The sequence below is a fragment of the Gammaproteobacteria bacterium genome, from assembly GCA_016199745.1.
Lineage (GTDB): Bacteria > Pseudomonadota > Gammaproteobacteria > Acidiferrobacterales > Sulfurifustaceae > JACQFZ01.
On sequence record JACQFZ010000027.1, the window covers coordinates 38,652 to 59,984 of the forward strand.

General features: G+C 59.2%; 21 protein-coding genes. 11 read left to right on the forward strand and 10 right to left on the reverse strand.

Annotated features, from left to right (window positions below; all coding sequences use genetic code 11):
* Positions 1-78: 78 nt before the first annotated feature.
* On the reverse strand, positions 79-2,052 hold the full coding sequence (locus HY308_07460) for an O-antigen ligase family protein (protein MBI3898118.1): 1,974 nt from the start codon (positions 2,050-2,052) through the stop codon (positions 79-81).
* Positions 2,053-2,135: 83 nt separating this feature from the next.
* Here HY308_07460 and HY308_07465 point away from each other — a divergent pair, with 83 nt between their 5' ends.
* The 4 genes from HY308_07465 to HY308_07480 all read left to right on the forward strand — a co-directional run bounded on the left by HY308_07465 (position 2,136) and on the right by HY308_07480 (position 6,510).
* Positions 2,136-2,600, forward strand: a complete 465-nt coding sequence (locus tag HY308_07465) for a tRNA (cytidine(34)-2'-O)-methyltransferase (protein ID MBI3898119.1) — start codon at positions 2,136-2,138, stop codon at positions 2,598-2,600.
* A gap of 84 nt (positions 2,601-2,684) precedes the next feature.
* A complete protein-coding gene (gene mrcB / locus HY308_07470; protein ID MBI3898120.1) occupies positions 2,685-4,994 on the forward strand; it encodes a penicillin-binding protein 1B in 2,310 nt (769 codons plus the stop codon).
* The gene (locus tag HY308_07475) at positions 4,991-5,434 is read left to right on the forward strand and encodes a tetratricopeptide repeat protein (GenBank protein MBI3898121.1); all 444 of its coding nucleotides are present in this window, start codon (positions 4,991-4,993) and stop codon (positions 5,432-5,434) included. Before mrcB ends, HY308_07475 begins: the two co-directional genes overlap by 4 nt.
* 14 nt (positions 5,435-5,448) lie before the next feature.
* Positions 5,449-6,510 carry an anthranilate phosphoribosyltransferase gene (locus HY308_07480; protein MBI3898122.1) on the forward strand — a complete coding sequence of 354 codons (1,062 nt, stop codon included), beginning with the start codon at positions 5,449-5,451 and terminating at the stop codon, positions 6,508-6,510.
* A gap of 3 nt (positions 6,511-6,513) precedes the next feature.
* Here the strand turns inward: HY308_07480 and HY308_07485 are convergent, their stop codons facing one another.
* The 4 genes from HY308_07485 to HY308_07500 are packed head-to-tail and all read right to left on the reverse strand — an operon-like array spanning position 6,514 to position 8,680.
* The gene (locus HY308_07485) at positions 6,514-7,512 is read right to left on the reverse strand and encodes an NAD(P)-dependent glycerol-3-phosphate dehydrogenase (GenBank protein MBI3898123.1); all 999 of its coding nucleotides are present in this window, start codon (positions 7,510-7,512) and stop codon (positions 6,514-6,516) included.
* Positions 7,513-7,516: 4 nt separating this feature from the next.
* Complete coding sequence (gene secB / locus HY308_07490) at positions 7,517-7,981, reverse strand: protein-export chaperone SecB (GenBank protein ID MBI3898124.1); 465 nt, start codon at positions 7,979-7,981, stop codon at positions 7,517-7,519.
* 19 nt (positions 7,982-8,000) lie between these two features.
* On the reverse strand, positions 8,001-8,264 hold the full coding sequence (gene grxC / locus HY308_07495; GenBank protein ID MBI3898125.1) for a glutaredoxin 3: 264 nt from the start codon (positions 8,262-8,264) through the stop codon (positions 8,001-8,003).
* A gap of 2 nt (positions 8,265-8,266) precedes the next feature.
* On the reverse strand, positions 8,267-8,680 hold the full coding sequence (locus HY308_07500) for a rhodanese-like domain-containing protein (protein MBI3898126.1): 414 nt from the start codon (positions 8,678-8,680) through the stop codon (positions 8,267-8,269).
* Between the two features lie 247 nt (positions 8,681-8,927).
* Here HY308_07500 and gpmA point away from each other — a divergent pair, with 247 nt between their 5' ends.
* The 3 genes from gpmA to HY308_07515 are packed head-to-tail and all read left to right on the forward strand — an operon-like array spanning position 8,928 to position 12,248.
* Complete coding sequence (gpmA, locus tag HY308_07505; protein ID MBI3898127.1) at positions 8,928-9,677, forward strand: 2,3-diphosphoglycerate-dependent phosphoglycerate mutase; 750 nt, start codon at positions 8,928-8,930, stop codon at positions 9,675-9,677.
* Positions 9,678-9,683: 6 nt separating this feature from the next.
* Complete coding sequence (locus tag HY308_07510) at positions 9,684-10,868, forward strand: peptidoglycan DD-metalloendopeptidase family protein (protein ID MBI3898128.1); 1,185 nt, start codon at positions 9,684-9,686, stop codon at positions 10,866-10,868.
* A gap of 48 nt (positions 10,869-10,916) precedes the next feature.
* Positions 10,917-12,248 (forward strand): S41 family peptidase, encoded by a 1,332-nt coding sequence (locus HY308_07515; protein MBI3898129.1) that lies wholly within the window; start codon positions 10,917-10,919, stop codon positions 12,246-12,248.
* Between the two features lie 64 nt (positions 12,249-12,312).
* Here the strand turns inward: HY308_07515 and HY308_07520 are convergent, their stop codons facing one another.
* The 5 genes from HY308_07520 to HY308_07540 form a co-directional block, all read right to left on the reverse strand.
* Positions 12,313-13,203 (reverse strand): hypothetical protein, encoded by an 891-nt coding sequence (locus HY308_07520; protein ID MBI3898130.1) that lies wholly within the window; start codon positions 13,201-13,203, stop codon positions 12,313-12,315.
* An 87-nt stretch (positions 13,204-13,290) separates the two neighbouring features.
* Positions 13,291-14,946, reverse strand: a complete 1,656-nt coding sequence (gene ubiB / locus HY308_07525; protein ID MBI3898131.1) for a ubiquinone biosynthesis regulatory protein kinase UbiB — start codon at positions 14,944-14,946, stop codon at positions 13,291-13,293.
* Entirely contained in the window at positions 14,946-15,539 is a 594-nt protein-coding gene (locus HY308_07530) for an SCP2 sterol-binding domain-containing protein (protein ID MBI3898132.1), read from the reverse strand. Before HY308_07530 ends, ubiB begins: the two co-directional genes overlap by 1 nt.
* A complete protein-coding gene (gene ubiE / locus HY308_07535; protein MBI3898133.1) occupies positions 15,536-16,294 on the reverse strand; it encodes a bifunctional demethylmenaquinone methyltransferase/2-methoxy-6-polyprenyl-1,4-benzoquinol methylase UbiE in 759 nt (252 codons plus the stop codon). Before ubiE ends, HY308_07530 begins: the two co-directional genes overlap by 4 nt.
* A 5-nt stretch (positions 16,295-16,299) precedes the next feature.
* The gene (locus HY308_07540) at positions 16,300-16,668 is read right to left on the reverse strand and encodes a DUF971 domain-containing protein (GenBank protein ID MBI3898134.1); all 369 of its coding nucleotides are present in this window, start codon (positions 16,666-16,668) and stop codon (positions 16,300-16,302) included.
* A gap of 199 nt (positions 16,669-16,867) precedes the next feature.
* Here HY308_07540 and phoB point away from each other — a divergent pair, with 199 nt between their 5' ends.
* From phoB to HY308_07560, 4 genes are all read left to right on the forward strand, one after another.
* Complete coding sequence (gene phoB, locus HY308_07545) at positions 16,868-17,566, forward strand: phosphate regulon transcriptional regulator PhoB (GenBank protein MBI3898135.1); 699 nt, start codon at positions 16,868-16,870, stop codon at positions 17,564-17,566.
* A 4-nt stretch (positions 17,567-17,570) separates the two neighbouring features.
* The gene (gene phoR / locus HY308_07550; GenBank protein ID MBI3898136.1) at positions 17,571-18,893 is read left to right on the forward strand and encodes a phosphate regulon sensor histidine kinase PhoR; all 1,323 of its coding nucleotides are present in this window, start codon (positions 17,571-17,573) and stop codon (positions 18,891-18,893) included.
* Between the two features lie 222 nt (positions 18,894-19,115).
* The gene (locus HY308_07555; GenBank protein ID MBI3898137.1) at positions 19,116-19,535 is read left to right on the forward strand and encodes a type II toxin-antitoxin system VapC family toxin; all 420 of its coding nucleotides are present in this window, start codon (positions 19,116-19,118) and stop codon (positions 19,533-19,535) included.
* Positions 19,536-19,861: 326 nt separating this feature from the next.
* Positions 19,862-21,160, forward strand: coding sequence for a hypothetical protein (locus tag HY308_07560; GenBank protein MBI3898138.1), 1,299 nt, complete (start codon positions 19,862-19,864; stop codon positions 21,158-21,160).
* The last annotated feature ends 173 nt before the right edge of the window (positions 21,161-21,333 follow it).

Consider the following 21,333-nt stretch of genomic DNA (forward strand, 5'->3'; position numbering starts at 1 on the left):
AATGGGATTTCTTAAGATCTAGACCTAAATCTAGTCTAGCCAGACTGATATGCCAGAACCGTGCCGGAATGGTGCGGGCTATTGCGAGGCGGCGGACACCGTGGAAGGAAGCGCCATCTCGGCCACCGGCAAGCGGGCGACGTGACGCCTGGCGATCACCGTCCGAAGCTCCGCCACTCGCGCTTCGAGCTCAGCGACGCGTTGGCCCTCATTGAGCTGGCGCGCCAACTGAATAGTGAAGTCGAGATAGGTAAGCACGGTTTGGGTCGGGAAGTACCAATAATCGCTGCCAGCCTCGAGCAATTTGTAGGCCTCACGCGGACGTTCGGTACGCACCAACAAACGCGCGTACTGAACACGCGCTGACAGGTAAAGCGGGTCCAACGTCAGCGCTCGGCGAAAGTCCGCCTCGGCGTCATTAAGCCAATTGGTGCCGGCTAGGTCGGAATTTTCCTCTACCACCCTGGCCCGCACCGTCGGAACTAGCGCGCGGTAACGATTGAGCGACTCCGCTCGCGCCAGCATCATCAGCGCTTCCTCGTATAACGCGCGGCGCTCGGCCAGCGCCGTCGGCGGCAGCTTACGCAAAACGTGCCGATAAAGATCGGCATGAATCGTCCAAATACGATCATCGGCGGCAGTCATCTGCTCCGCCCAGGCAAATAGATGGTCTGCTTCCCGCAAGTTGCCTAGGAGCGCCTCGTTGAAGCCCTTCTTATAAAGAACATCGGCAGTTGCAAATGCGACAAGGTAGGAGATGGGGAACAACATTAATAAGAGCACGACCAGCCGGTAGAACGGCCCCTTTAACACCTTCGCCGGCTGTAACGTCCAGGTGCGTACCACGGTCCCGGCGGTGGCACAATCTTGAAAACGAGCCAGCATCAGGCCAGCGACGATCGAAATCGGCAATATGTAAAAGTCGAAATCAAGCCCGCTATGCAGCGCCACCGCCAGCAGTCCGGCGAAAAGCCCGAGCAACTCGAGCAATCGCTTCGGCGATAAACGCCGCTGCCGCAGTGCCCATACGCACATCAGTAACACGCTGACCAACACCGCCAACCACAACAATAGGCCCGGCAGGCCGGTCTCGATCCAGATCTGCAAATAATCGTTATGGGCGAAAAAGCCAAGCGTCGAATCGTCCGGGTGCCGATAAGGTGGCCATACGAGGTAATAGAGGCCTAGGCCGACGCCCCACCAAGGGCTGTCCTTGAGCAAATTCCACGAACCGCGCCAGATTAAAAACCGAGTCGAGCCGGCCGCTTCCGGATCACCGAGGGTCGACAGCTTGCTGACAACATCGCCGCTCTGGACGAGGTTGGCGACGACGTAAGCCGCGACCAGTACACCGATCAGCACAACCACCGGTCGACGGCCAACGGTGCGTACCGCCAGCGACAGCAATATCACCGTACTCACCAATAGACTGATGCTGGTACCGCGTCCCTGAGTAGCAGCAATAGCGAAAGCAATAATAAAGATGCCGATACCAAGGCCGTGAACCACTAGCGGCTTCTTGCGAGCATGTAATGCCGTCAGCAAGTGCGCGCACAGCGGCAACAAAATCAACATCAGCAACGCTGCGTACGAATGTAGATTAATGAACGGACCATGGGGCCGCTGCTGCAGAACGAACAACTGCACCAGACCATGAATCGACAACGCTAATGCTCCGAGCGCTATTAAACGCGAGGCGTAAAACCAAATTCGTTCGCGCTCCGGCGACAAGGTATAGGCCCAAAACACCAAGGCAACGCTACCGACCCACCAAAAATTGAGATCGCTGGTTCCCGGCACCGGCGTCCACAGCAGCGACAACCCGAGCCACATCCAAAAAAGCGTGAGGCTGACGCTAAGCGGCGTCAGCAGGAACACGACACCGCTGTCGTAGCGGCGTGCCAACGACAACCCGAGCCAAGCCACCAGGAGCGCTTGCGCACCGGCGAGCAGCGGTAGTTGTGGACCGTTGAAGAAAACCGCCAGAGCAAATGCGGCAGCGACGCAAAAAGCACTCGCGCGCGTGCCGAGCGGTGCGTGCAGGGCGGCCATGATTCGCGAACGTTTTTTGTTGGGCGGGCCCATAGGATTCCGTTTAATGTAGTAGATACGTCCACAAAGACCAGCACGGCCCGATGTTCAACGTCGTCCTCTACCAACCCGAGATCCCGCCGAACACTGGCAACATCATGCGCCTGTGCGCGAATGCCGGCAGCCGTCTGCACTTGATCGAGCCGCTCGGCTTCACGCTCGACGACAAGCAGCTGCGACGCGCCGGGCTCGATTATCGCGAGTGGGCCGAGGTTCGGACCTATCCGGACTTCGAAACATTGCTGACCGAGCTGCGGCCACCACGGCTTTTTGCCTTCAGCACCCGGGCGCAGCGGTTCTATACCGAAGTCCGCTACCAGCCGGACGATGCCCTCCTGTTCGGCCCCGAAACCCGCGGCCTGCCGGCCGAGCTACTGGAACGGCTGCCGCCGGAACAGCGGCTGCGGCTGCCGCTGGTTCCGGGGAATCGCAGCCTTAATTTGGCCAATACTGTGTCCATTGCCCTGTACGAGGCCTGGCGCCAGCATGATTTCGCCGGCGGACGGTAGAGATAATTTGGCGTCTATCCCTGTGCGCCGGCGCCCCTAACGATATAATGCCGGGCCTCTGCCTGAACTAACGCCACGTCCAAGATCCACCTCGTGCCCCGTCGCCGCTCCCCTATCCGCCGCTTGCTGCGTCCTCGCCGACTTGTCGTCGTCGGCCTTTGCCTCATCGCCGTGTTCGCGGTGTATATCGGCTATCTCGACTTCACCATCCGCGCCAAGTTCGAAGGCAAGCGCTGGGCACTGCCGGCGCGGGTGTATGCCAGCCCGATCGAGCTCTATCCCGGCAAAAAATTATCGACGCTCCAGCTTAGCGAAGAACTGACCGCGCTCGGTTACCGGCACGGCACGGCCAACGATCCCGGCTACTACACGCGCGGCAACGACAGTATCGACATTAACTCGCGGCCGTTCGCATTCTGGGATGGCGCGCAACCGGCGAAGCGATTCCGCGTTTCGTTCAGCAACGATCGCATCACCGGTCTTACCGATCTCAGCACCGACCAGTCACTGCCGCTCGCGCGCCTCGATCCGCTCTTGGTCGGCGGTATCTATCCGGCGCACAACGAAGACCGCGCGTTGGTGAAGCTCGAAGAAGTCCCGCCGGCGCTACTCAAGACGCTGGTCGCGGTCGAAGATCACAAGTACTACGAACATCACGGCATCGACCCGCGCGGCATCGCCCGCGCCATCCTCGCCAACATGCGCGCCGGCGGCAGCGTGCAAGGCGGCAGCACACTGACGCAACAGCTGGTCAAAAATTTTTATTTGACCGACGAACGCACGCTGCGACGCAAACTGGTCGAGGCGTTGATGGCGCTGCTGCTCGACGCGCACTACAGCAAGGACGAAATTCTCGAAGCCTACATCAACGAAATTTATTTGGGCCAAGACGGCAACCGCGCGATCCACGGTTTCGGTCTGGCATCGCAACATTATTTCGATCGGCCGCTGCAGCAACTGTCGCAATCGCAGATCGCGCTGCTGGTCGGCCTGGTCAAAGGCCCGTCGTTCTACGATCCGCGCCGTAATCCGCAACGCGCGTTAGCACGGCGCAATCTCGTACTCGCTGAGCTCGCCCAACAAAAAATCATCGACTCGACGACGCTGTTGCGCGCGAAAGCGATGCCGCTCGAAGTCACCGCGCGCGCGCCGGCCGGGACATCGCCGTATCCGGCGTTCCTCGCCTTGGTCGTGCGGCAATTGCGTCAGGATTACTCGGAAGACGACCTGCGCTCAGAAGGCTTGAGCATTTTCACGACACTCGATCCACGCACGCAACGCAGTGCCGAGCAAGCCCTGGACACGCGGCTGACGGCGCTCGAGAAACAGCGACGCCTACCGGCCGGTATGCTCGAAGGCGCGGTGGTCGTCACCACCACCGACAACGGCGAAGTGCTCGCGTTAGTCGGCGGCCGTCACACTCGCTACGACGGCTTCAATCGCGCACTCGATGCCGAGCGCTCGATCGGTTCGCTGATTAAGCCGGTGGTGTACCTGACCGCCCTCATGCAGCCAGAGAAGTACACGCTGACGACGCTGCTCGATGACAGTCCGCTCAAGTGGAAAGACCACGGTAGCCAGGAATGGACGCCGCAGAATTACGATAAACAATTTCACGGCCAGGTAGAGCTGCGCAACGCCTTGGCACAGTCGTACAACATTTCCACCGCCCGCCTCGGCCTGGCGCTCGGTGTGCCGAAGGTCATCGATCAGGCACACCGGCTCGGAATCGAGCGCACGTTGCCGCCGTACGGCTCGACACTGCTCGGCGCTGTCGGTCTGACACCGCTAGAAGTAGCGCAGATGTATCAGACGATCGCCAGCGGCGGTTTTCGCACCGGCTTGCGTGCCATTCGCGAAGTCGTGACGCCGGCGGGGGAACCGCTCAAGCGTTACGCGCTGGCGGTCGAACAAACGGCCGATCCGGCGGCGGTCTATTTGCTGACCGCCGGCTTACAACATGTCGTCGCCGCGGGTACCGCGACCGGCCTACGCGCTTACTTACCGGCCGAGCTTAATGTCGCCGGTAAGACCGGCACGACCGACGATCTGCGGGACAGTTGGTTTGCTGGCTTTACCGGCGATAAGCTCGGGGTTGTTTGGCTGGGCCGCGACGACAATCAACCGACCGGATTGACCGGTGCCAGCGGTGCGCTCACGGTATGGGGGCAGATGATGCAGTCGCTCGATCCTGAGCCGCTGCAACCGGCAATACCGGAGACGATCGAGCGGGTACAGATCGATCCGCAGACGCATTTATTGGGCGATGGTTGCAGCGGTGCCATCGAGGTTCCCTATATGCGCGGCTCGGCACCGACAGCGCGCGCGCCTTGCGCCGGCCGCTCGCCGGTACAAGCCGTGAAGAGTTGGTTCAAGAGGTTACTCGAACGATGAAAAACAAAAATAGTTTGTTCCGTCTGATCGCGCTCGCGTTGTTGCTGGCGCTGCCTGGTTGCGCCATGTTGCCGCCGATCGAACAACCCGCGGCAGCGCCGGCATCGGACAATTCCGCCGTAGTCGCGTTGCTCGAAACCGCGAAGCAGGATTCCGACGCCGGCCGTTCGGCCGCCGCCGCCGCCAGTCTTGAACGCGCGCTACGCATCGAGCCGCGCAATCCGGTGTTATGGCACGAGCTCGCACGGGTGCGCCTCGACGAAGGCGAGCCGGCGCAAGCCGAACAGCTCGCCAACAAGTCGAGTACGCTGGCCGGTAACAACAACAATCTACGCGCCGACAACTGGCGCTTGATCGGTCATGCACGCGTACAGAAAGGCGATCACAAAGGCGCGCAAGTGGCGTTCAACAAGGCCAAGGAAATCGAGAGCGGCCAGTGAACGATGTCACGTTGATGCGCTCGATCATTCAGCGCATCGCCACCGGTCCCGAGCTCAGTAAAGATATCTCCTACGAACAGGCACGCGCCGGCATGACGCTGGTGCTCGACGGCCGCGTCGATCCGGTGCAGGCCGGTATATTCCTCATTGCGTTACGCATGAAGCGCGAGAGCGACGACGAGCTGCGTGGCCTGCTCGATGCGTTGCGCGCGGCCACGCAAACCGTGGTCGCCGACGTCGACGAGCTGATCGACATCGGCGATCCGTACGACGGTTACGGCCGCTCGTTGCCGGTGGCGCCATTCTTGCCGGCGGTGCTCGCCGCCTGCGGCGTGCCGGCCATATCGCACGGTGCCGAATCGATGGGGCCGAAGTACGGTGTAACGCATCGGCAAGTGTTGCGTGCTGCCGGCTTGCCGTTCGACCTCTCCATGGCTGATGCCGTTGCGCGCGTGCGCGATCCGCAAATTGGTTGGGCCTACGTCGATCAGCGTGTGTTCTGCCCGAAGTTGCATGCACTGACGCCGCTGCGCGATTTGATCGTCAAGCGGCCGGCGTTGACTACCCTCGAAGGACTCGCCGGTCCGATCCGCGCGCGTCGCCGTACGCATGTGCTCAGCGGTTTCGTACACAAAGCGTATCCGCGCATCTATGCGCTACTTGCGCGGCACGCCGGTTTCGAGTCGGCGTTGATCGTGCGTGGTATCGAAGGCGGCGTGATCCCGACGTTGCGCGAGCAAGGACGATTCTTTTACTACCGTGACGGTGGCGCCGAGCAGGAACAAATCATTATGCCGGCCGATTTCGGTTTCGCCAACGGCTTGCAGGCGCCGGCGCTGCCGGGAACGACGACCGAGAACTCGGCGCCGATCGATGCCGTCACCGTCGCCAAAGCAGCGGCCGACACCGGCCGGCGCGCGCTTGCCGGTGAACCCGGACCGGCGCGCGACGGCTTGATTCTGGCGGCGGCGCTTTGTCTGTGGCAACTCCAGCGCCAACCGTCGCTGCGCGCTGCCGCCGATGCGGTGCGTGAGGTACTGGATAACGGCAACGCCGTGAAGCGGCTCGCCGCTTAAACGCTATTCGGAGCGCGGCTCGCGCTTGAACAGCGCTTCGACGGCGGCTTGCGGTGGGAGATTTTCGTACAACACGCGATACACCTGCTCGCTGATCGGCATTTCGATGTGGTGTTCGCGCGCCAGCCGATGCAGCTCGCGCGCGGTGGCGACGCCTTCGGCTTCCTGACCGATCTCAGTTAGTACTTCCGGCAACTTGCGACCCTGCCCTAATCCCAAACCGACGCGACGATTACGCGAGGCGTTGTCGGTGCACGTCAGGATAAGATCGCCGGCACCGGCAAGGCCGGTGAATGTCTCGCGCTTGCCGCCGAGCGCCATACCCAGGCGCGTCAACTCGGCTAAACCGCGAGTGATCAGCGCCGCGCGCGCGTTGGCGCCAAAACCTAAACCGTCGCTGATGCCAGCGGCGATCGCCATGACATTCTTGATTGCCCCGCCCAACTGCACGCCGACCATATCGGTGCTGGTATAGACGCGCACGCGATCATTGCGCAGCCAGGCAGCAACACTGTCGGCAACGGCAACATCGTTCGCCGCCACCGTCAACGCCGCCGGCAATCCACGCGCAATCTCGCCGGCGAACGTCGGACCGGAAATTACCGCGCGAGCAGCAACATGCCCTAACAGTTCATCGGCCACGTCAGCCAACGGCCGGCCGCTGTCCGGCTCGAGACCCTTGGTCGCCCAAGCAACGCTGGCGGTCGCGGCGAGCTGCGGCTGCAATTCGCTGAGCAACCCGCGAAACGCGTGACTGGGAACGGCGATGAGAAAAGAAGACGCACCGACGACATCGGCCAATACCGCGCGCGGCTCAATCGTAGACGGTAGCTCGAGGCCGGGGATGGCGACCGGATTGACGTGCTCGCGACTGATGCGTTCGAGCTGTGCGGCGTTCTTGCCCCACAACCATACCGGGTAACCGTTGCGCGCCAACAGCATACTCAACGCCGTACCCCAAGCGCCGGCGCCGAGCACGGCAACCACCGGTTTCGCCGACATGACGTTAATGCTGCGCCGACTTTTTCGCTGCCGCCTGCTTCTGCTTTTGCTCGTACAGCGATTCGAAATTAATCGGATTGATCAACAATTGCGGAAAGCCGCCCTTACCGACGAGATCGTTGATCGCTTCGCGTACGAACGGCAGCAAGATGTTCGGACAGCCGATCTCCAGTGCACGCTGCAAATTTTCGCCGGTCATGCCGTGAATGCGGAACAATCCGGCTTGCTGCACTTCGACCAGGAAAACCGTCTTGTCGGCCTGCTTGGCCGACACCGTTGCTACCACTATCGCTTCGTAGACACCGTCGGCGGCACTGATCTCGCTGTGCTGCACGCCGAGCTGGATGTCGACCTGCGGCTGACTCTGCTGCAAAAACACATGCGGTGTGGACGGCGCCTCGTACGAAATATCTTTAACGTAGACCCGTTCTAGACCGAATTGGATTTCCGGCGTGCGTTGTTCTGTCATGACATTCTCCTGAAGTAAGTTAGGCAGCCGGCGTCTGCAACAATGGATCCAGCTCGCCGCGCCGGTCAAGCTCCACCAACTCCATATAGCCGCCGATGTGGCGACCGTTAATGAAGATCTGCGGCACAGTTCGGCGCTGACTGAGGCGAACCATTTCATCGCGCCGTTGCGGCTGGTCATCCACGTGAATCTGCTCGACCACTGCACCTTTTTGCCGCAACAAACGCTCGGCCATGCGGCAATAACCGCAACTGTGCGTGGTGTACATGACGACCTTGGCCATGCTTATTTTTCGAGCGGCAAGCTCTGCCGTTCCCACGCTGCCAGGCCGCCGCTCAACTTATGGACCGACGGAAATTCATACTTGCGGCGTAACAACAGCGCCGCCTTAAGCGAGCGACTGCCGGTGCGGCACGTGACAACCAGTGGACGCGTTTTGTATTTGTCGAGCGATGCCACCGCCTGATGCAGCGACGAATAGGGGACGTTGATGGCGTTGGGCACATGGCCGGTGCTGTAGTCGTTCGACTCGGACACGTCGACGACAACGGCATTCTGGCGGTTCACCATTTGTACGAGTTGCGCCGGCGTCAGGCTCTGGATGCCGTTCAGATACTGCATCAGCGTCGGTCCGACGAGCAACGCCACCACAACGATGAGCGCGAGAAACAGATACCAATTATTAATTACGAAGTGCATTAGACCTGCCTGATTGCGGGACGACCCGTCAACCGTTGATTAACGATTAGCCAATTAAAAGCACAGTGATGAACGAATCGCCACTACGCCATTATTGGTGCTTAGCTTAGGTGCGCGGGATATAACGCTTGTCGACCTGGCATTTGCCGGCGATGCCGGTCGCGGCGAAACAATATACAATTGCCGATATTTTGGAAAGCCAATCGAATCGGCTGTCCATCAATCCGCCTGAGATTCTCGACGCATCATGAAAAAAGTTGTTTTACTTCGCCACGGCGAATCCGTCTGGAACAAAGAAAACCGCTTCACCGGCTGGACCGATGTTGACCTAACGGACCAAGGACAACGGGAAGCCAAGCGCGCCGGCCTTTTATTAAAAGACGCCGGCTTCGCGTTCGATATCGCCTACACCTCGGTCTTGAAGCGCGCGATCCGCACACTGTGGATCGCACTCGACGAGCTCGATCGTTTGTGGATTCCGATTGAACATTCCTGGCGATTGAACGAGCGTCATTACGGCGCGCTGCAGGGCCTGAACAAGGCCGAGACGGCGAACAAGTTCGGCGAACAACAAATTCTCGTCTGGCGCCGTTCCTACGATATTCCGCCGCCGCCGCTCGAACCCGGCGACTCGCGCTTAGCGACCGGCGATCGCCGTTACGCCGGGCTCAAGGCTAACGAGTTGCCACGCACCGAATGCCTCAAAGACACGGTGGCGCGGTTTCTGCCGTACTGGCACGAAACCATCGCGCCGACGATCCGCACCGGTAAAAGCGTCATCATTGCGGCGCACGGCAATAGCCTGCGTGCCTTGGTGAAGTATTTGGACAATATCCCCGATGATGAAATTGTCGATCTCAACATTCCGACCGGCATTCCACTGGTGTACGAGCTCGACGACGATTTAAAACCGATTCGCCACTACTATCTGGGCGACGCGGCGGCTGTGCAAGCGGCGATGCAGGCGGTAGCGAATCAGGGCAAGGCCAAGAACTAACCGGCTGTGGCCCTTCCGCGTCGCGTTCTTTTCTTACCGTTCTCCCGCCTCGCGCTCGTCGGCCTACTTGTCATCGCCGTCCCCAGCTGGGCGAACGATCGCGAGGCGCAACTCGAAAAGTTACGCACGCGCATCGACAAACTGCAACAAGACCTAAATGACACCCGCGAGCGTCGCGATAGCACGCGCGAACAATTGCGTACGCAGGAGCAACACATCAACACATTGATGCGCTCGCTGCGCGATATCGACAGTCGGCTGCAGCAATACACGCAGGCACAATCCGATCTAAAACGTCGCGCTGAGCGCGAACGCGAGCAATTACATGAACAGTCGCGCGCGCTAGCCGCGCAACTGCGCGCTGCCCATGCGATGGGGCAGCAACCCTATATCAAGCTGCTGCTGAACCAAGAGAGTCCGGCGGCAACGGCGCGCGCGCTCACTTACTATCGCTATTTCAATGAAGCGCGTCTCGGACGTATCAGCCAGATCGAGACGACACTGGCGCGGGTCGACAGCCTTGACGAAGAAATCGAAAAGAGTACGACCACATTAACCGCCTTGCGCGATAAGCAAAGTGAAGAGCGACAAGCGCTGGAAGAGACGCGGCAACGACGGACCGAGCTGCTAGCCGGTCTCAATCGTGAGGTCGAAGACAAAACACAGGAAATCGCCCGACTGCGCGCCGACGAGCAACGCCTGGAGCGACTGCTGAAAGAACTGAAAACGGCGTTGGCCGAGCCAAACGTCCCTTTCCCTACCACGAATGGACGCTTCGCTTCACTCAAAGGCCGGTTGCCGTTACCGGTCGCTGGCCGCATCGAGGCACGTTACGGCGACTCCAAAGGCGTCGGCGATATGCGTTGGCGGGGCATATTCCTTGGTGGAAAGGAGGGGCAAAACGTCCGCGCCGTGTCGCGTGGGCGGGTCGCTTATGCCGACTGGCTGAAGGGTTTTGGGCTACTCTTGATTCTGGACCATGGTGATGGCTATATGACATTGTACGGACACAATCAGGCGCTTTTGCGGAACGTGGGCGATGCAGTAGAGGCAGGACAGCCAATCGCCACCGTCGGCAACAGCGGCGACGCACAGCGCGTCGGTGTCTATTTCGAAATCCGGCACAACGGAACTCCCGATGATCCTCTTCAATGGTGTGCGCTGGGACGCGGGCCGCGCGCTCGCCGCTAGTCCCATAACATTGGCCCCGATCGAATACTTCTTATGATGGAGTCACAAATGAAGTCTGCCGCACGCTATCTCCCCGTCTTGCTGATCGGTATTTTGGTCGGTGCGGGTATCACAATCGACATGACCGTAATGGCCGACAAGGAACAGGCCAAAGAATCGTCAGCCCTGCCGCTCGATGAGTTGCGCACCTTTACCGAGGTGTATGCACGCATCAAATCGGACTATGTCGAATCGGTCGACGACAAGACACTGCTCGAAAATTCTATTCAAGGCATGTTGGCGGGCCTCGACCCCCATTCGAGCTATCTTGGCGTCGATGAATTCAAGGATGTGCGGAGCGAGACCGAGGGTCAGTTCGGCGGACTCGGTATCGAAGTCACCATGGAAAGCGGCTTCGTCAAAGTCGTCTCGCCGATCGAAGACACACCTGCCGCCACCGCCGGGCTAAAGCCGAACGACATCATCATTCGCCTGGACGATAAGGCGGTCAAAGGCATGGGCCTGAACGAGGCCGTGCGTTTGATGCGCGGCAAACCGGGCAGCGACATTGCGCTGACCGTCGTGCGCGAAGGCGCCACCAAACCGTTGACCTTCACCCTCACCCGCGCCGTCATCAAAATCCAAAGCGTCAAGCAACGCTTGCTCGAGCCCGGCTATGGTTATACCCGCATCACGCAATTCCAATCGGGCACGGCGAAACAACTAACTGCCGCTATTAAGAAGCTTGAGACCGAAAACAAGGGCAAGCTCAAAGGCCTGATACTCGACCTGCGCAACAATCCGGGTGGCGTACTGAATGGCGCCGTCAGCGTAAGCGATGCGTTTCTCGAAAATGGCCTGATTGTCTATACCGAGGGTCGCGTGCAGGACTCGAAACTCAAGTTCTCCGCCTCCGCCGGCGATCTCGTTAATGGCGCGCCGATGGTAGTGTTGGTTAACAGCGGCTCGGCCTCGGCGTCGGAGATCGTCGCCGGTGCACTGCAGGACCATAAGCGTGCCGTCATTATGGGAACGAAGACTTTTGGCAAGGGCTCGGTCCAGACAATCGTGCCGGTTAGCAACGGCGCCGCGCTCAAGCTCACCACTGCCCGCTACTACACGCCGAACGGTCGTTCCATTCAGGCGGCGGGAATCGTCCCCGACATCATTACCGAAGATGCGAAGATTACCCGCAACGCCAATACCGGCCGATTGCGCGAAGCGGATCTAGCGCGCCATCTCGAGAATCCGGACAACCCGGATGCGAAGCCGATCGAAGTCCCGAAAGTGGATCCGAACAGCGCTGATGCTAAGAATGCCGCTTCGCCGGACGAGGACTATCAATTGCAGGAAGCAGTGAACCTACTGAAGGGCATTGCCATCTTCAGCGTCAAACGCTGATCTCCCAAAAAAACTCGGCGCCGAGGTGGCGCCGAGTTTTCCTACCTAGCAATACTCAAAACGATTAGCGGAAGTCGAAGCGCGTACCAAAGAAAATTCGGCTGCGATCCAAGGTATAGGGATCCAGGCTGGCGCCATTCAAGCCGTAACTCGCCTCGGCATGCAGGCTCCAATTCGGCTGCACCTGCCACCTCCAACCCGCCGCGACTTGCGACCGGTCTTCGTAAGGCAGCATCATATACGCTGGATCATCCACGCCATTGTAGAAGCGGCGCTGCAATTGATAGGAAACATACGGGGTATGATCCTGGGCAACTTGGAGCTGACCACCGACGGCGACACCGAAATAACGCCGATCCAACCGACGATAGGAATCGTCGCTCACGCTCTCGTCACCGATAAATACACTGCCGGTCATACCCGGCCGTAGTGCGCTGGTGCCCGTGCTGGTCCACGAAACTGCCGCACGGGTATCCAAAATGCCTAGGTTATGGCTCGACGATTGCTCGGTCCAGGGCGATTCGCTATAGCCCGCCGTCAGCGCAAAGGTATTGCTGGCATCGACCCGATGCTGCCACTTAACTCCAAATCCGCTTAACCGATTAGACGACGAATCCGTTAACGGCGTTTCGCCAGCCGCTCGGTCCAAAGCGACAAGGGGGGAATAGTAGTTATTAGTCGACGGAGTTAGCTCGCCATAAAAACTCACGACGTAGTCGTCGCTATAAGTCGAGCTACCATCCGCCTCTTCGTCCGATGCCAGCGATTTATAAGCATCGACACCAAAGGCAAGCCGCTTGTCGCGATCGAACAGCGTCGAAGGCGGCCGAAGCTGCCCTAGGCTGTCACGTGCCGGGGTTTCATCAAACCAACTGAACTTGCCCGCCGCGGCAGTACCGGGCAGGGCAACGAACAATGTGGCGGAAACTAATGTAGTAAGGGTTTTACGGTGCATTGTTGCAAAAGCACAACTCCTTGTGTGCGTAATACAAATAATAGCACAGCGTAAAACTGGGAGACTATGTGCTAGAGCTGCCGTTCGTCATCTTATTGCGGTTGTTCGTGCTTTCCAAAGCAACAACCCACCGGCCGCCACCAGGGCTGAACCCGCGAGTGCGGGAGGGCTAAGATCGGCAGGATAGCCTCCTAGCCCCCACAATAAGGCAGCGACCAGCAAGAACGACGTACCGACCAAGGAAAGTTGTTGCCGGCGCTCGCTTGCCCGCAACTGTAATCGCAGCCGCGCAATCTCGTCGGATTTCCACTGCAATGCCAAATCGCCCGAGCGTGCACGCTCCAATATTTCGTGAATTAAGCCCGGCATGCGCGGCAGCAATGACCACCACTTCGGTCCCTCAGCCCGCAGCACTCGCAGGAAGGCGCGCGGACCCATGTTGTCACGCGCCCACTGTTCGAGATACGGCTTGGCGGTCTCCCAAAGGTCGAGATCCGGATAGAGCCGGCGCCCTAAGCCCTCGATGTTGAACAGCGTCTTTTGCAGTAACACCAACTGCGGCTGCACTTCCATATTGAACTGGCGCGCCGTTTGGAACAGCTGCAACAACAACCGGCCGAAAGAAATGTCCTTGATCGGTCGGGCAAAGATCGGCTCACATACGGCGCGTATCGCCGCTTCGAATTCGCCAACCGGAGTATCGCGCGGCACCCAACCGGCGCGTAGATGCGCTTCAGCGACGGCACGGTAATCGCGATTGAAGAAGGCGATAAAATTTTCGGCGAGGTAACGCTTATCGGCGTCGCCGAGCGTACCCATGATGCCGAAGTCGACCGCGCGATATTGACCTTCCGGCGACACGAAGATATTGCCCGGATGCATATCGGCGTGAAAAAAGCCGTCGCGAAACGCTTGCGTGAAAAAGATCTCGACGCCGTTGTGCGACAGCCGGCGGAAATCGATGCCGGCCGACTTGAGGGCTTCAATATTGCTGATGGGGAAACCGTAAATGCGTTCCATCACCATCACTTCACGGCGCGTCAGATCCCAAAAAATCTTCGGCACATACAGCAAATCGGAGTCGGTAAAGTTGGCGCGCAGCTGGCTCGCGTTCGCCGCCTCGCGTCGCAAATCGAGCTCGTGGCGAATGGTCTTATGGAACTGCTCGACGACTTCCACCGGCCGCAATCGCGGACCGTCCGGCAGATAGCGGCGCGCTAACCGTGCCAGCAAATACATCAACTCGACGTCACGCTCGATGACGTTTTCGATACCGGGCCGCAATACCTTTACCGCAACGTCGGAACCGTCATGTAATCGCGCTAAATGGACCTGGGCGACCGAGGCCGATGCGATCGGTTGGGTATCGAACTGTGCAAAGTGCGTGGTCAACGGCGCGCCGAGTGCCGCAACAACGATGCGCTCGGCACGCTCACCGGGGAATGGCGGCACTTGGTCTTGTAGCTTCGCGAGTTCCTCGGCGATGTCGGGCGGCAGTAGATCCGGACGAGTCGACAACATCTGCCCGAACTTGACGAACACCGGTCCGAGTTCTTCCAACGCCTCGCGCAAGCGTACCGCGCGCGGCGCGGGGCGACGGCGAATAAGCCGCCACGGCATCAGCCGCAGCAACAAGCGATAGGGACGGAATAAATGGATCGCCGTTACGAACTCATCGAGATCGTGTTTAACAAAAATACGGGTGATGCGCGTAAGGCGGCGAATCTGGCGTAGGCGCGGCATCAAGCGGTTCCAATGAGGCGCTGCACGCGCTTTTCGAGTCGATCGGTATCGGCGCGCAGGTTGTCGACGTCGCGCAGGAACGCCTGCACGCGTTCGCGCTTGGCTAGTACGAACGCTTCTTCCTGCAAATATTCGGCGGCATCGACACCGAGCGTCTGCGCCGCGCGCACGCCCCATTGACGAAAGCCACGCGCGAAACGACCGAGTTGGTGCGCCGGAATATCACCAATGACGCGCGCCAGGCCCTCCTCCCAATCGGGATCGAGACTGGAAACAATGCGCTGAAAACGTTGGCCGAGCTCGATGTCGCCGCGGATCGTCAGCTCGCCGGAAACCGTCGGTCCGCGCAGCAACTGCTTCATAAAAATTTCGCGCGTGCCGCTGATGGTGACGTCGGGCGTGCGGTCGTACTCGCGCTGCAGTCCTACGCCGGACGCCGTCGGTAATACGTACAACCGCAACGGCGTATGCTCGTCGGCGATCTCGAGCAAGATCGCCTTGCCGTGCAACTCGCCGAAACGACGCGTTGCCTCGGGATCCAGATGAAGCGCGCGATTGATCGCCGCTTCGAACAAACCCCCGAGCACGCTCACAGTTTGTAGCCCTTGTGCAAAGCGACGATGCCACCGCTCAAGTTGTGATATTCAACGCGCTCGAATCCGGCCTGCACCATCATTCCCTTCAGCGTCTCTTGATCCGGATGCTTGCGAATCGATTCGACCAAATAGCGATAACTATCGGCATCGCCGGCAACGATGCGGCCGAGCACCGGCAGTACGTTAAACGAATAAGCGTCGTACAGCGTTTGCAGCGGTGTCGACACCGGCTTCGAAAATTCGAGTACCAATAAACGACCGCCCGGCTTCAACACGCGATACATCGATGCCAGTGCACGGTCGATATGGGTCACGTTGCGCAGACCGAAAGCGATGGTGACGCAATCGAAATGATCTTCCGCGAACGGCAAGCGCTCGGCATCGGCGCGAACGAACTCGACGTTGCCGGCGATCCCTTGATCCGCCAGCCGCGCACGGCCGACGTCGAGCATCGCGTCATTGATGTCGCTCAACACGATCGAACCCGACTGACCCACGCGCGGCGCTAACAATGCCGTTATGTCGCCGCTGCCACCGGCGACATCGAGCACGCGCTGACCGGCGCGAACGCCGCTTTGCGCGACCGCGAACTGTTTCCACAGGCGATGCACACCGAGCGACATCAAGTCGTTCATCAAATCGTAACGCCCGGCGACCGAGCGAAAGACCTCGGCAACTAAACCGCTCTTGGCGCCTTCCGCGACTTCACGGAAACCGAAATGCGTTTTGTCGGATTTATTGCTAGACGACATAATCGTTATCCCGGCTTGCGCGCGTGTCCCGCGCTGTTGAGCCGCTCCAAGTATTGCTGCCATAAGTCTTCATAATTGACGGCCAGATGACGCAACCACTCCCACGAATAAAGACCACTGTCATGACCATCGTCAAAAACTAAGCGCACCGCATAAGTGCCGATGGGCTCGATGGCGGTAATGTTGACGTTTTCTTTGCCGATTTGCAGCACTTCCTGTCCCGGCCCATGACCCCGCACTTCGGCCGACGGCGAGTAAACCCGCAGGTATTCACAGGGTAAACGGGCATGGCTACCGTCATCGAAGGCGATTTCGAGCACGTGCGAACGCTGATGCAGCTTTATGTCAGTTGGGCGAATCACGGGCTTGGACATGCGATGTTAATTCCGGGAGAGCAAGTTCGGCGAGAGTATACGCGCTGTCTAGCGGCCCTTAGCGTCCCCCTCTCCCGCACGGAGGGATCGGGTTGCTGACGCGTTATTTCAATTGGCTCGTAATAGATTTGTAATGGTAACCAAATTGTAATATTTATGGTATGGAATACGCGCCACTATGGCGATCACAACTGCAAGCATGCAATCCTTCCGTGGCAAAGTTCTCGTCGTCGATGACGAAGCCGCTATCCGGCAAATGCTCTGTCTCGCACTCACGCACGCCGGCTATCACTGTCTCGAAGCCGCCGACACCAACGAGGCACAGATGCAAATCGTCAATGAAACACCGGACCTCGTACTGCTCGACTGGATGCTGCCCGGCATCAGCGGTCTTGAATACGCGCGCCGGTTGCGGCGCGAGAAGCTGACACAAGATTTGCCGATTATCATGCTGACCGCACGCACCGAAGAAGAAGACAAAGTCCGCGGCCTCGACAGCGGCGCCGACGATTACTTGACCAAGCCTTTTTCCACCCGCGAGCTATTGGCACGCATCAAGGCGCTGCTGCGGCGCAGCTCACCGCTGGCGGTCGAATCGCCGGTCGAGGTCGACGGTCTCGCGCTCGATCCGGTCACGCACCGCGTGCTCGCCGGCGGCCAAAACTTGGCGTTGGGTCCGACCGAATTCCGTTTATTACATTTCTTCATGACCCACCCCGAACGCGTGCACTCGCGCGAACGGCTGTTGAACGGCGTCTGGGGCGACAACGTGTACGTTGAGGAACGTACGGTCGACGTTCACATCCGCCGTCTACGCAAAGCTTTGATTCCGACCGGTCACGAGCGCTTGATCCAAACCGTGCGCGGCGCCGGTTACCGTTTCTCGCCGCAACTCTAAGCGCGTGCGGCAAAGTCTCTGGCGTGAAGTTTGGATTCTGGCCGGCCTCACTGGCTTGGGGCTGGCGATCGGTCTGTTCACAACCCACGTATTCCTCTTTCCCTTCCTTGGCCTGTGCGTTTACATCGCCCTGCAACTGCGCCAACTCAAGCGGCTCCATACCTGGTTGCTGGCCGAAAAAGGCGGCGAAGTTCCCGAAGCCCCTGGCCTATGGGGCGATGTGTTCAACGAAATCCGTAAGCTCGTACGTCAATCGGAACAACGCAGCGACGAGCTAAACGATTTGTTAGTGCGTTTCCAAAGTGCATCGGCGGCCATGCCCGATGCCGTGGTGATTCTGTCCGAGAACGAAGAGATCGAATGGGCCAACCCGGCGGCCGAGCACTTGCTCGGGCTCGACTATCCGCGCGACGCCGGCGTGCGCCTGGCGAATCTTATCCGCGATCCGCAATTCACCGACTATCTCGCGCGCGCTAATTTTGCCGAGCCGCTGGAAATGGATTCACCGGCCGATCCCCATTTAATGGTGTCACTGCAGTTAATTTCGTTCGGTGCGCAACGTCGGCTCGTCATCGGCCGCGACATCACGCGCCTGACGCGACTCGAGCAAATGCGCCGGACCTTTGTCGCCAACGTGTCGCACGAGCTGCGCACGCCGATCACAGTCTTAGGCGGTTATCTCGAAACGTTGCGCAGCTTAGACAATCTCGATCCGAACGAGCTGAAAAAACATCTGGCCGTCATGCACGAGCAGGCCGGCCGCATGCAGCGTTTGGTGGACGACTTGTTAACGCTGTCGCGGTTGGAAACGGCACCACCACGGCAAAAAGACGAGACCGTCGATGTACCGTCGCTGCTCGCCGGTCTGCGAGAACAGGCCGAGATCCTAAGCGGCGAGGCACACCATCGCATCACGCTCGACGCCGAGCCGAACTTACAACTGCTCGGGAGTCGTGAAGAGTTACACAGCGCGTTCATGAACGTTATCCAAAACGCCGTGCGCTACACCCCGGCGGGCGGCAATATCAATCTGCGCTGGGCAACCGACGCCGAAGGCGCAAAGTTCTCGGTCACCGACAGCGGCGAAGGCATTGCCGCTGAGCACATCCCGCATCTAACCGATCGCTTCTATCGCGTCGACACCGCCCGCTCGCGCGATTCCGGCGGCACCGGCCTTGGGCTGTCGATCGTCAAGCACGTGCTGCTGCGCCATGATGCCGAGCTGCGCATCGACAGCGAGATCGGCGTCGGCAGTACCTTCATTTGCGCGTTTCCAACCGATCGCTTAATCCGCAGTCAAACCTCGACGAAAACGGTGCGCGCCTAGCGCTCCACACACCGGTAGCGTTCAACACAAGAAACAACGACGACGCCAAGAATAGCGGGCGAGACAAGCCGGCGCGGCCGGTCACGGGCCTTGCGGGCGTAGCCCGATGCGAGTCGACACTTGCCCTTACCCGCCGCAAGACATTCGCCCAAGCATTGGCTACCATGCCAAACGTTGGCTGCGACGAGGATTTTGCACGCAAGGAAGATAAGAGAGCACGCAATGTACTTGGTTGATACCAATGTTATAAGCGAAGTTCGTAAAGGGACGCGAGCCAATGCAGGTGTACGTGACTTCTTCAAGCGTACCGCCGCAGACCAATCACCTGTCTTCCTTTCAGTCGTAACAGTTGGCGAGCTCCGTAGAGGCGTTGAGCTCATCCGCCATCGTGGAGATGTTCCTCAGGCAAACCGACTCGAGAAATGGTTACAGCAGATATTGCTCAACTATGAGGACTACATCCTAGACATAGATTCTGATGTCGCCCAACTGTGGGGTCGACTGCGTGTACCGAATTACGAGAATGCGTTGGATAAATTAATAGCAGCTAGCGCACTGATTCATAATCTGACCGTCGTAACACGCAATAGCGACGACTTTTCAAAAACAGGGGTTCGCACTCTTGACCCCTTCTCGCAATAGATAAAGACAACAAACGCGACCCAGTCGCTACCTAGAATTTCAGTAACGCATCTCGCCCGCCTAACAAGAGAACTACAACAGACGCGAAAATTATACTGATCTTTTCCTCTCGCCGACCCTGCAGGGGAAACTCAACCCAACCATGGGGCTTCTTCATCTGTCTGATATACAACGTCGAAAAGCGAACATCGCGCCTGCAACACTTTCATTTGCACGTTTCCAGCCGATCGCTTAATCCGCAGTCAAACCTCGACGAAAACGGTGCGCGCCTAGCGCTCCATGGGGTGGTATAACTGCCGCTCACATTTACGTTCGAAGAACTCTCCATGAGCACACTCTCGGCCGACGCCCTGAACACCCTTTGCGCCTGCAGCACGGTGCCACGCGACAGCCTGCGCGCCGAGCTCGATCGCGCCAGCGGCGAGACCGGTTTCTACGACGGCGCCATCGCCACGCGGCCGCACCTATTTTCCGAGTCGGCGGTGTTCTTATCGCAATCTCATCTCGACGGCATCGTTGCGCTGGTCGGTGCGGTCGAGGCGGTTACCGCTCTGCCGGCGTATCGCGACGCCATCCGTCAATGGATGCCGGCGATCGCGACGCACGAGTTCGGTCCGCTCGGCGCATTCCTCGGCTACGATTTTCATCTCACGTCTGACGGCCCGCGGTTAATCGAGATCAATACCAACCCCGGCGGTGCACTGTTGAACGCCAGCCTGGCGCGCGCCCACCGCGCCTGCTGTCCGGTGCTCGAACCGTACGTGCCATCGGCGAATACGCAAACGCCGGAAGATTTATTTGTCGAGATGTTCCGCAACGAATGGCGTCGGCAACGCGGCGACGCCCGGCTCGAGCACGTCGCCATTATCGACGAATCGCCATCGAGTCAATTTCTCGAACCGGAGTTCCGCCTATTCGCGCATCTGTTCGCGCAACACGGCATGGTGGCGGCGATCGTCGATTCGCGCGAGCTCGACTGGCACGAGAATCGTCTGTGGTACGCGCGCGATCCGATCGATCTGGTGTACAACCGCCTGACCGACTTCGCGCTCGAAGAAAACGAAAACATCCGCGACGCTTATCTCGCCGGTAGCATCGTGTTGACGCCGCATCCGCGCGCGCATGCGCTCTACGCCGATAAACGTAATCTCACGCTGCTCAGCAATCCGGCGCAACTGCGCGCCTGGGGCGTACCGGCGGAACAGGTGGCGATTCTACAAGCGGGCATTCCACCGACGCGCCGCGTCGAACGCGGCGATGCCGACGCGCTCTGGGCCGAACGGCGTCAATTGTTTTTCAAACCGGCGACCGGTTATGGCAGCAAAGCCAGCTATCGCGGCGACAAACTAACGCGCGGTGTGTGGGAGCAAATTCTACGCGGCGAATACGTCGCCCAAGCGCAGGTGGCACCGAGCGTGCGTCGCATCAGCAGTGCACCAGACGTATTGTTAAAACTCGATGTGCGGGCGTACGTCTACGCCGGCCATTTGCAATTGCTGGCGGCGCGACTGTATCAAGGACAGACAACTAACTTTCGCACACCGGGCGGCGGCTTCGCGCCGGTATATGTATTGCCGGATGACATGCCGTTGCCGGACGTTGTGAGCGGCTGTCCGACCGATTAAGTCGCTAACTGCCCATTTCACTCACCCCCACCCTAGGGCGTGTCATCAATTACACAACCCGCCATAATCCCAACCTCAGTCAATCAACACGAGGCAAGAACACGTCGGATGACAAGGAGATATGGACTTCGAGACGACCAATGGGAGCGGATCAAGGATTTACTACCCGGCCA

What these genes read in the sequence shown, in the direction of transcription:
- HY308_07460 (MBI3898118.1), bottom strand. Translation starts at nt 2,052, where the DNA reads ATGGCCGCCCTGCACGCACCGCTCGGCACGCGCGCGAGTGCTTTTTGC.
- HY308_07465 (MBI3898119.1), top strand. Translation starts at nt 2,136, where the DNA reads ATGTTCAACGTCGTCCTCTACCAACCCGAGATCCCGCCGAACACTGGC.
- HY308_07475 (MBI3898121.1), top strand. Translation starts at nt 4,991, where the DNA reads ATGAAAAACAAAAATAGTTTGTTCCGTCTGATCGCGCTCGCGTTGTTG.
- HY308_07480 (MBI3898122.1), top strand. Translation starts at nt 5,449, where the DNA reads ATGCGCTCGATCATTCAGCGCATCGCCACCGGTCCCGAGCTCAGTAAA.
- HY308_07485 (MBI3898123.1), bottom strand. Translation starts at nt 7,512, where the DNA reads ATGTCGGCGAAACCGGTGGTTGCCGTGCTCGGCGCCGGCGCTTGGGGT.
- secB (MBI3898124.1), bottom strand. Translation starts at nt 7,981, where the DNA reads ATGACAGAACAACGCACGCCGGAAATCCAATTCGGTCTAGAACGGGTC.
- grxC (MBI3898125.1), bottom strand. Translation starts at nt 8,264, where the DNA reads ATGGCCAAGGTCGTCATGTACACCACGCACAGTTGCGGTTATTGCCGC.
- HY308_07500 (MBI3898126.1), bottom strand. Translation starts at nt 8,680, where the DNA reads ATGCACTTCGTAATTAATAATTGGTATCTGTTTCTCGCGCTCATCGTT.
- gpmA (MBI3898127.1), top strand. Translation starts at nt 8,928, where the DNA reads ATGAAAAAAGTTGTTTTACTTCGCCACGGCGAATCCGTCTGGAACAAA.
- HY308_07515 (MBI3898129.1), top strand. Translation starts at nt 10,917, where the DNA reads ATGAAGTCTGCCGCACGCTATCTCCCCGTCTTGCTGATCGGTATTTTG.
- HY308_07520 (MBI3898130.1), bottom strand. Translation starts at nt 13,203, where the DNA reads ATGCACCGTAAAACCCTTACTACATTAGTTTCCGCCACATTGTTCGTT.
- ubiB (MBI3898131.1), bottom strand. Translation starts at nt 14,946, where the DNA reads ATGCCGCGCCTACGCCAGATTCGCCGCCTTACGCGCATCACCCGTATT.
- ubiE (MBI3898133.1), bottom strand. Translation starts at nt 16,294, where the DNA reads ATGTCGTCTAGCAATAAATCCGACAAAACGCATTTCGGTTTCCGTGAA.
- HY308_07540 (MBI3898134.1), bottom strand. Translation starts at nt 16,668, where the DNA reads ATGTCCAAGCCCGTGATTCGCCCAACTGACATAAAGCTGCATCAGCGT.
- phoB (MBI3898135.1), top strand. Translation starts at nt 16,868, where the DNA reads ATGCAATCCTTCCGTGGCAAAGTTCTCGTCGTCGATGACGAAGCCGCT.
- HY308_07555 (MBI3898137.1), top strand. Translation starts at nt 19,116, where the DNA reads ATGTACTTGGTTGATACCAATGTTATAAGCGAAGTTCGTAAAGGGACG.
- HY308_07560 (MBI3898138.1), top strand. Translation starts at nt 19,862, where the DNA reads ATGAGCACACTCTCGGCCGACGCCCTGAACACCCTTTGCGCCTGCAGC.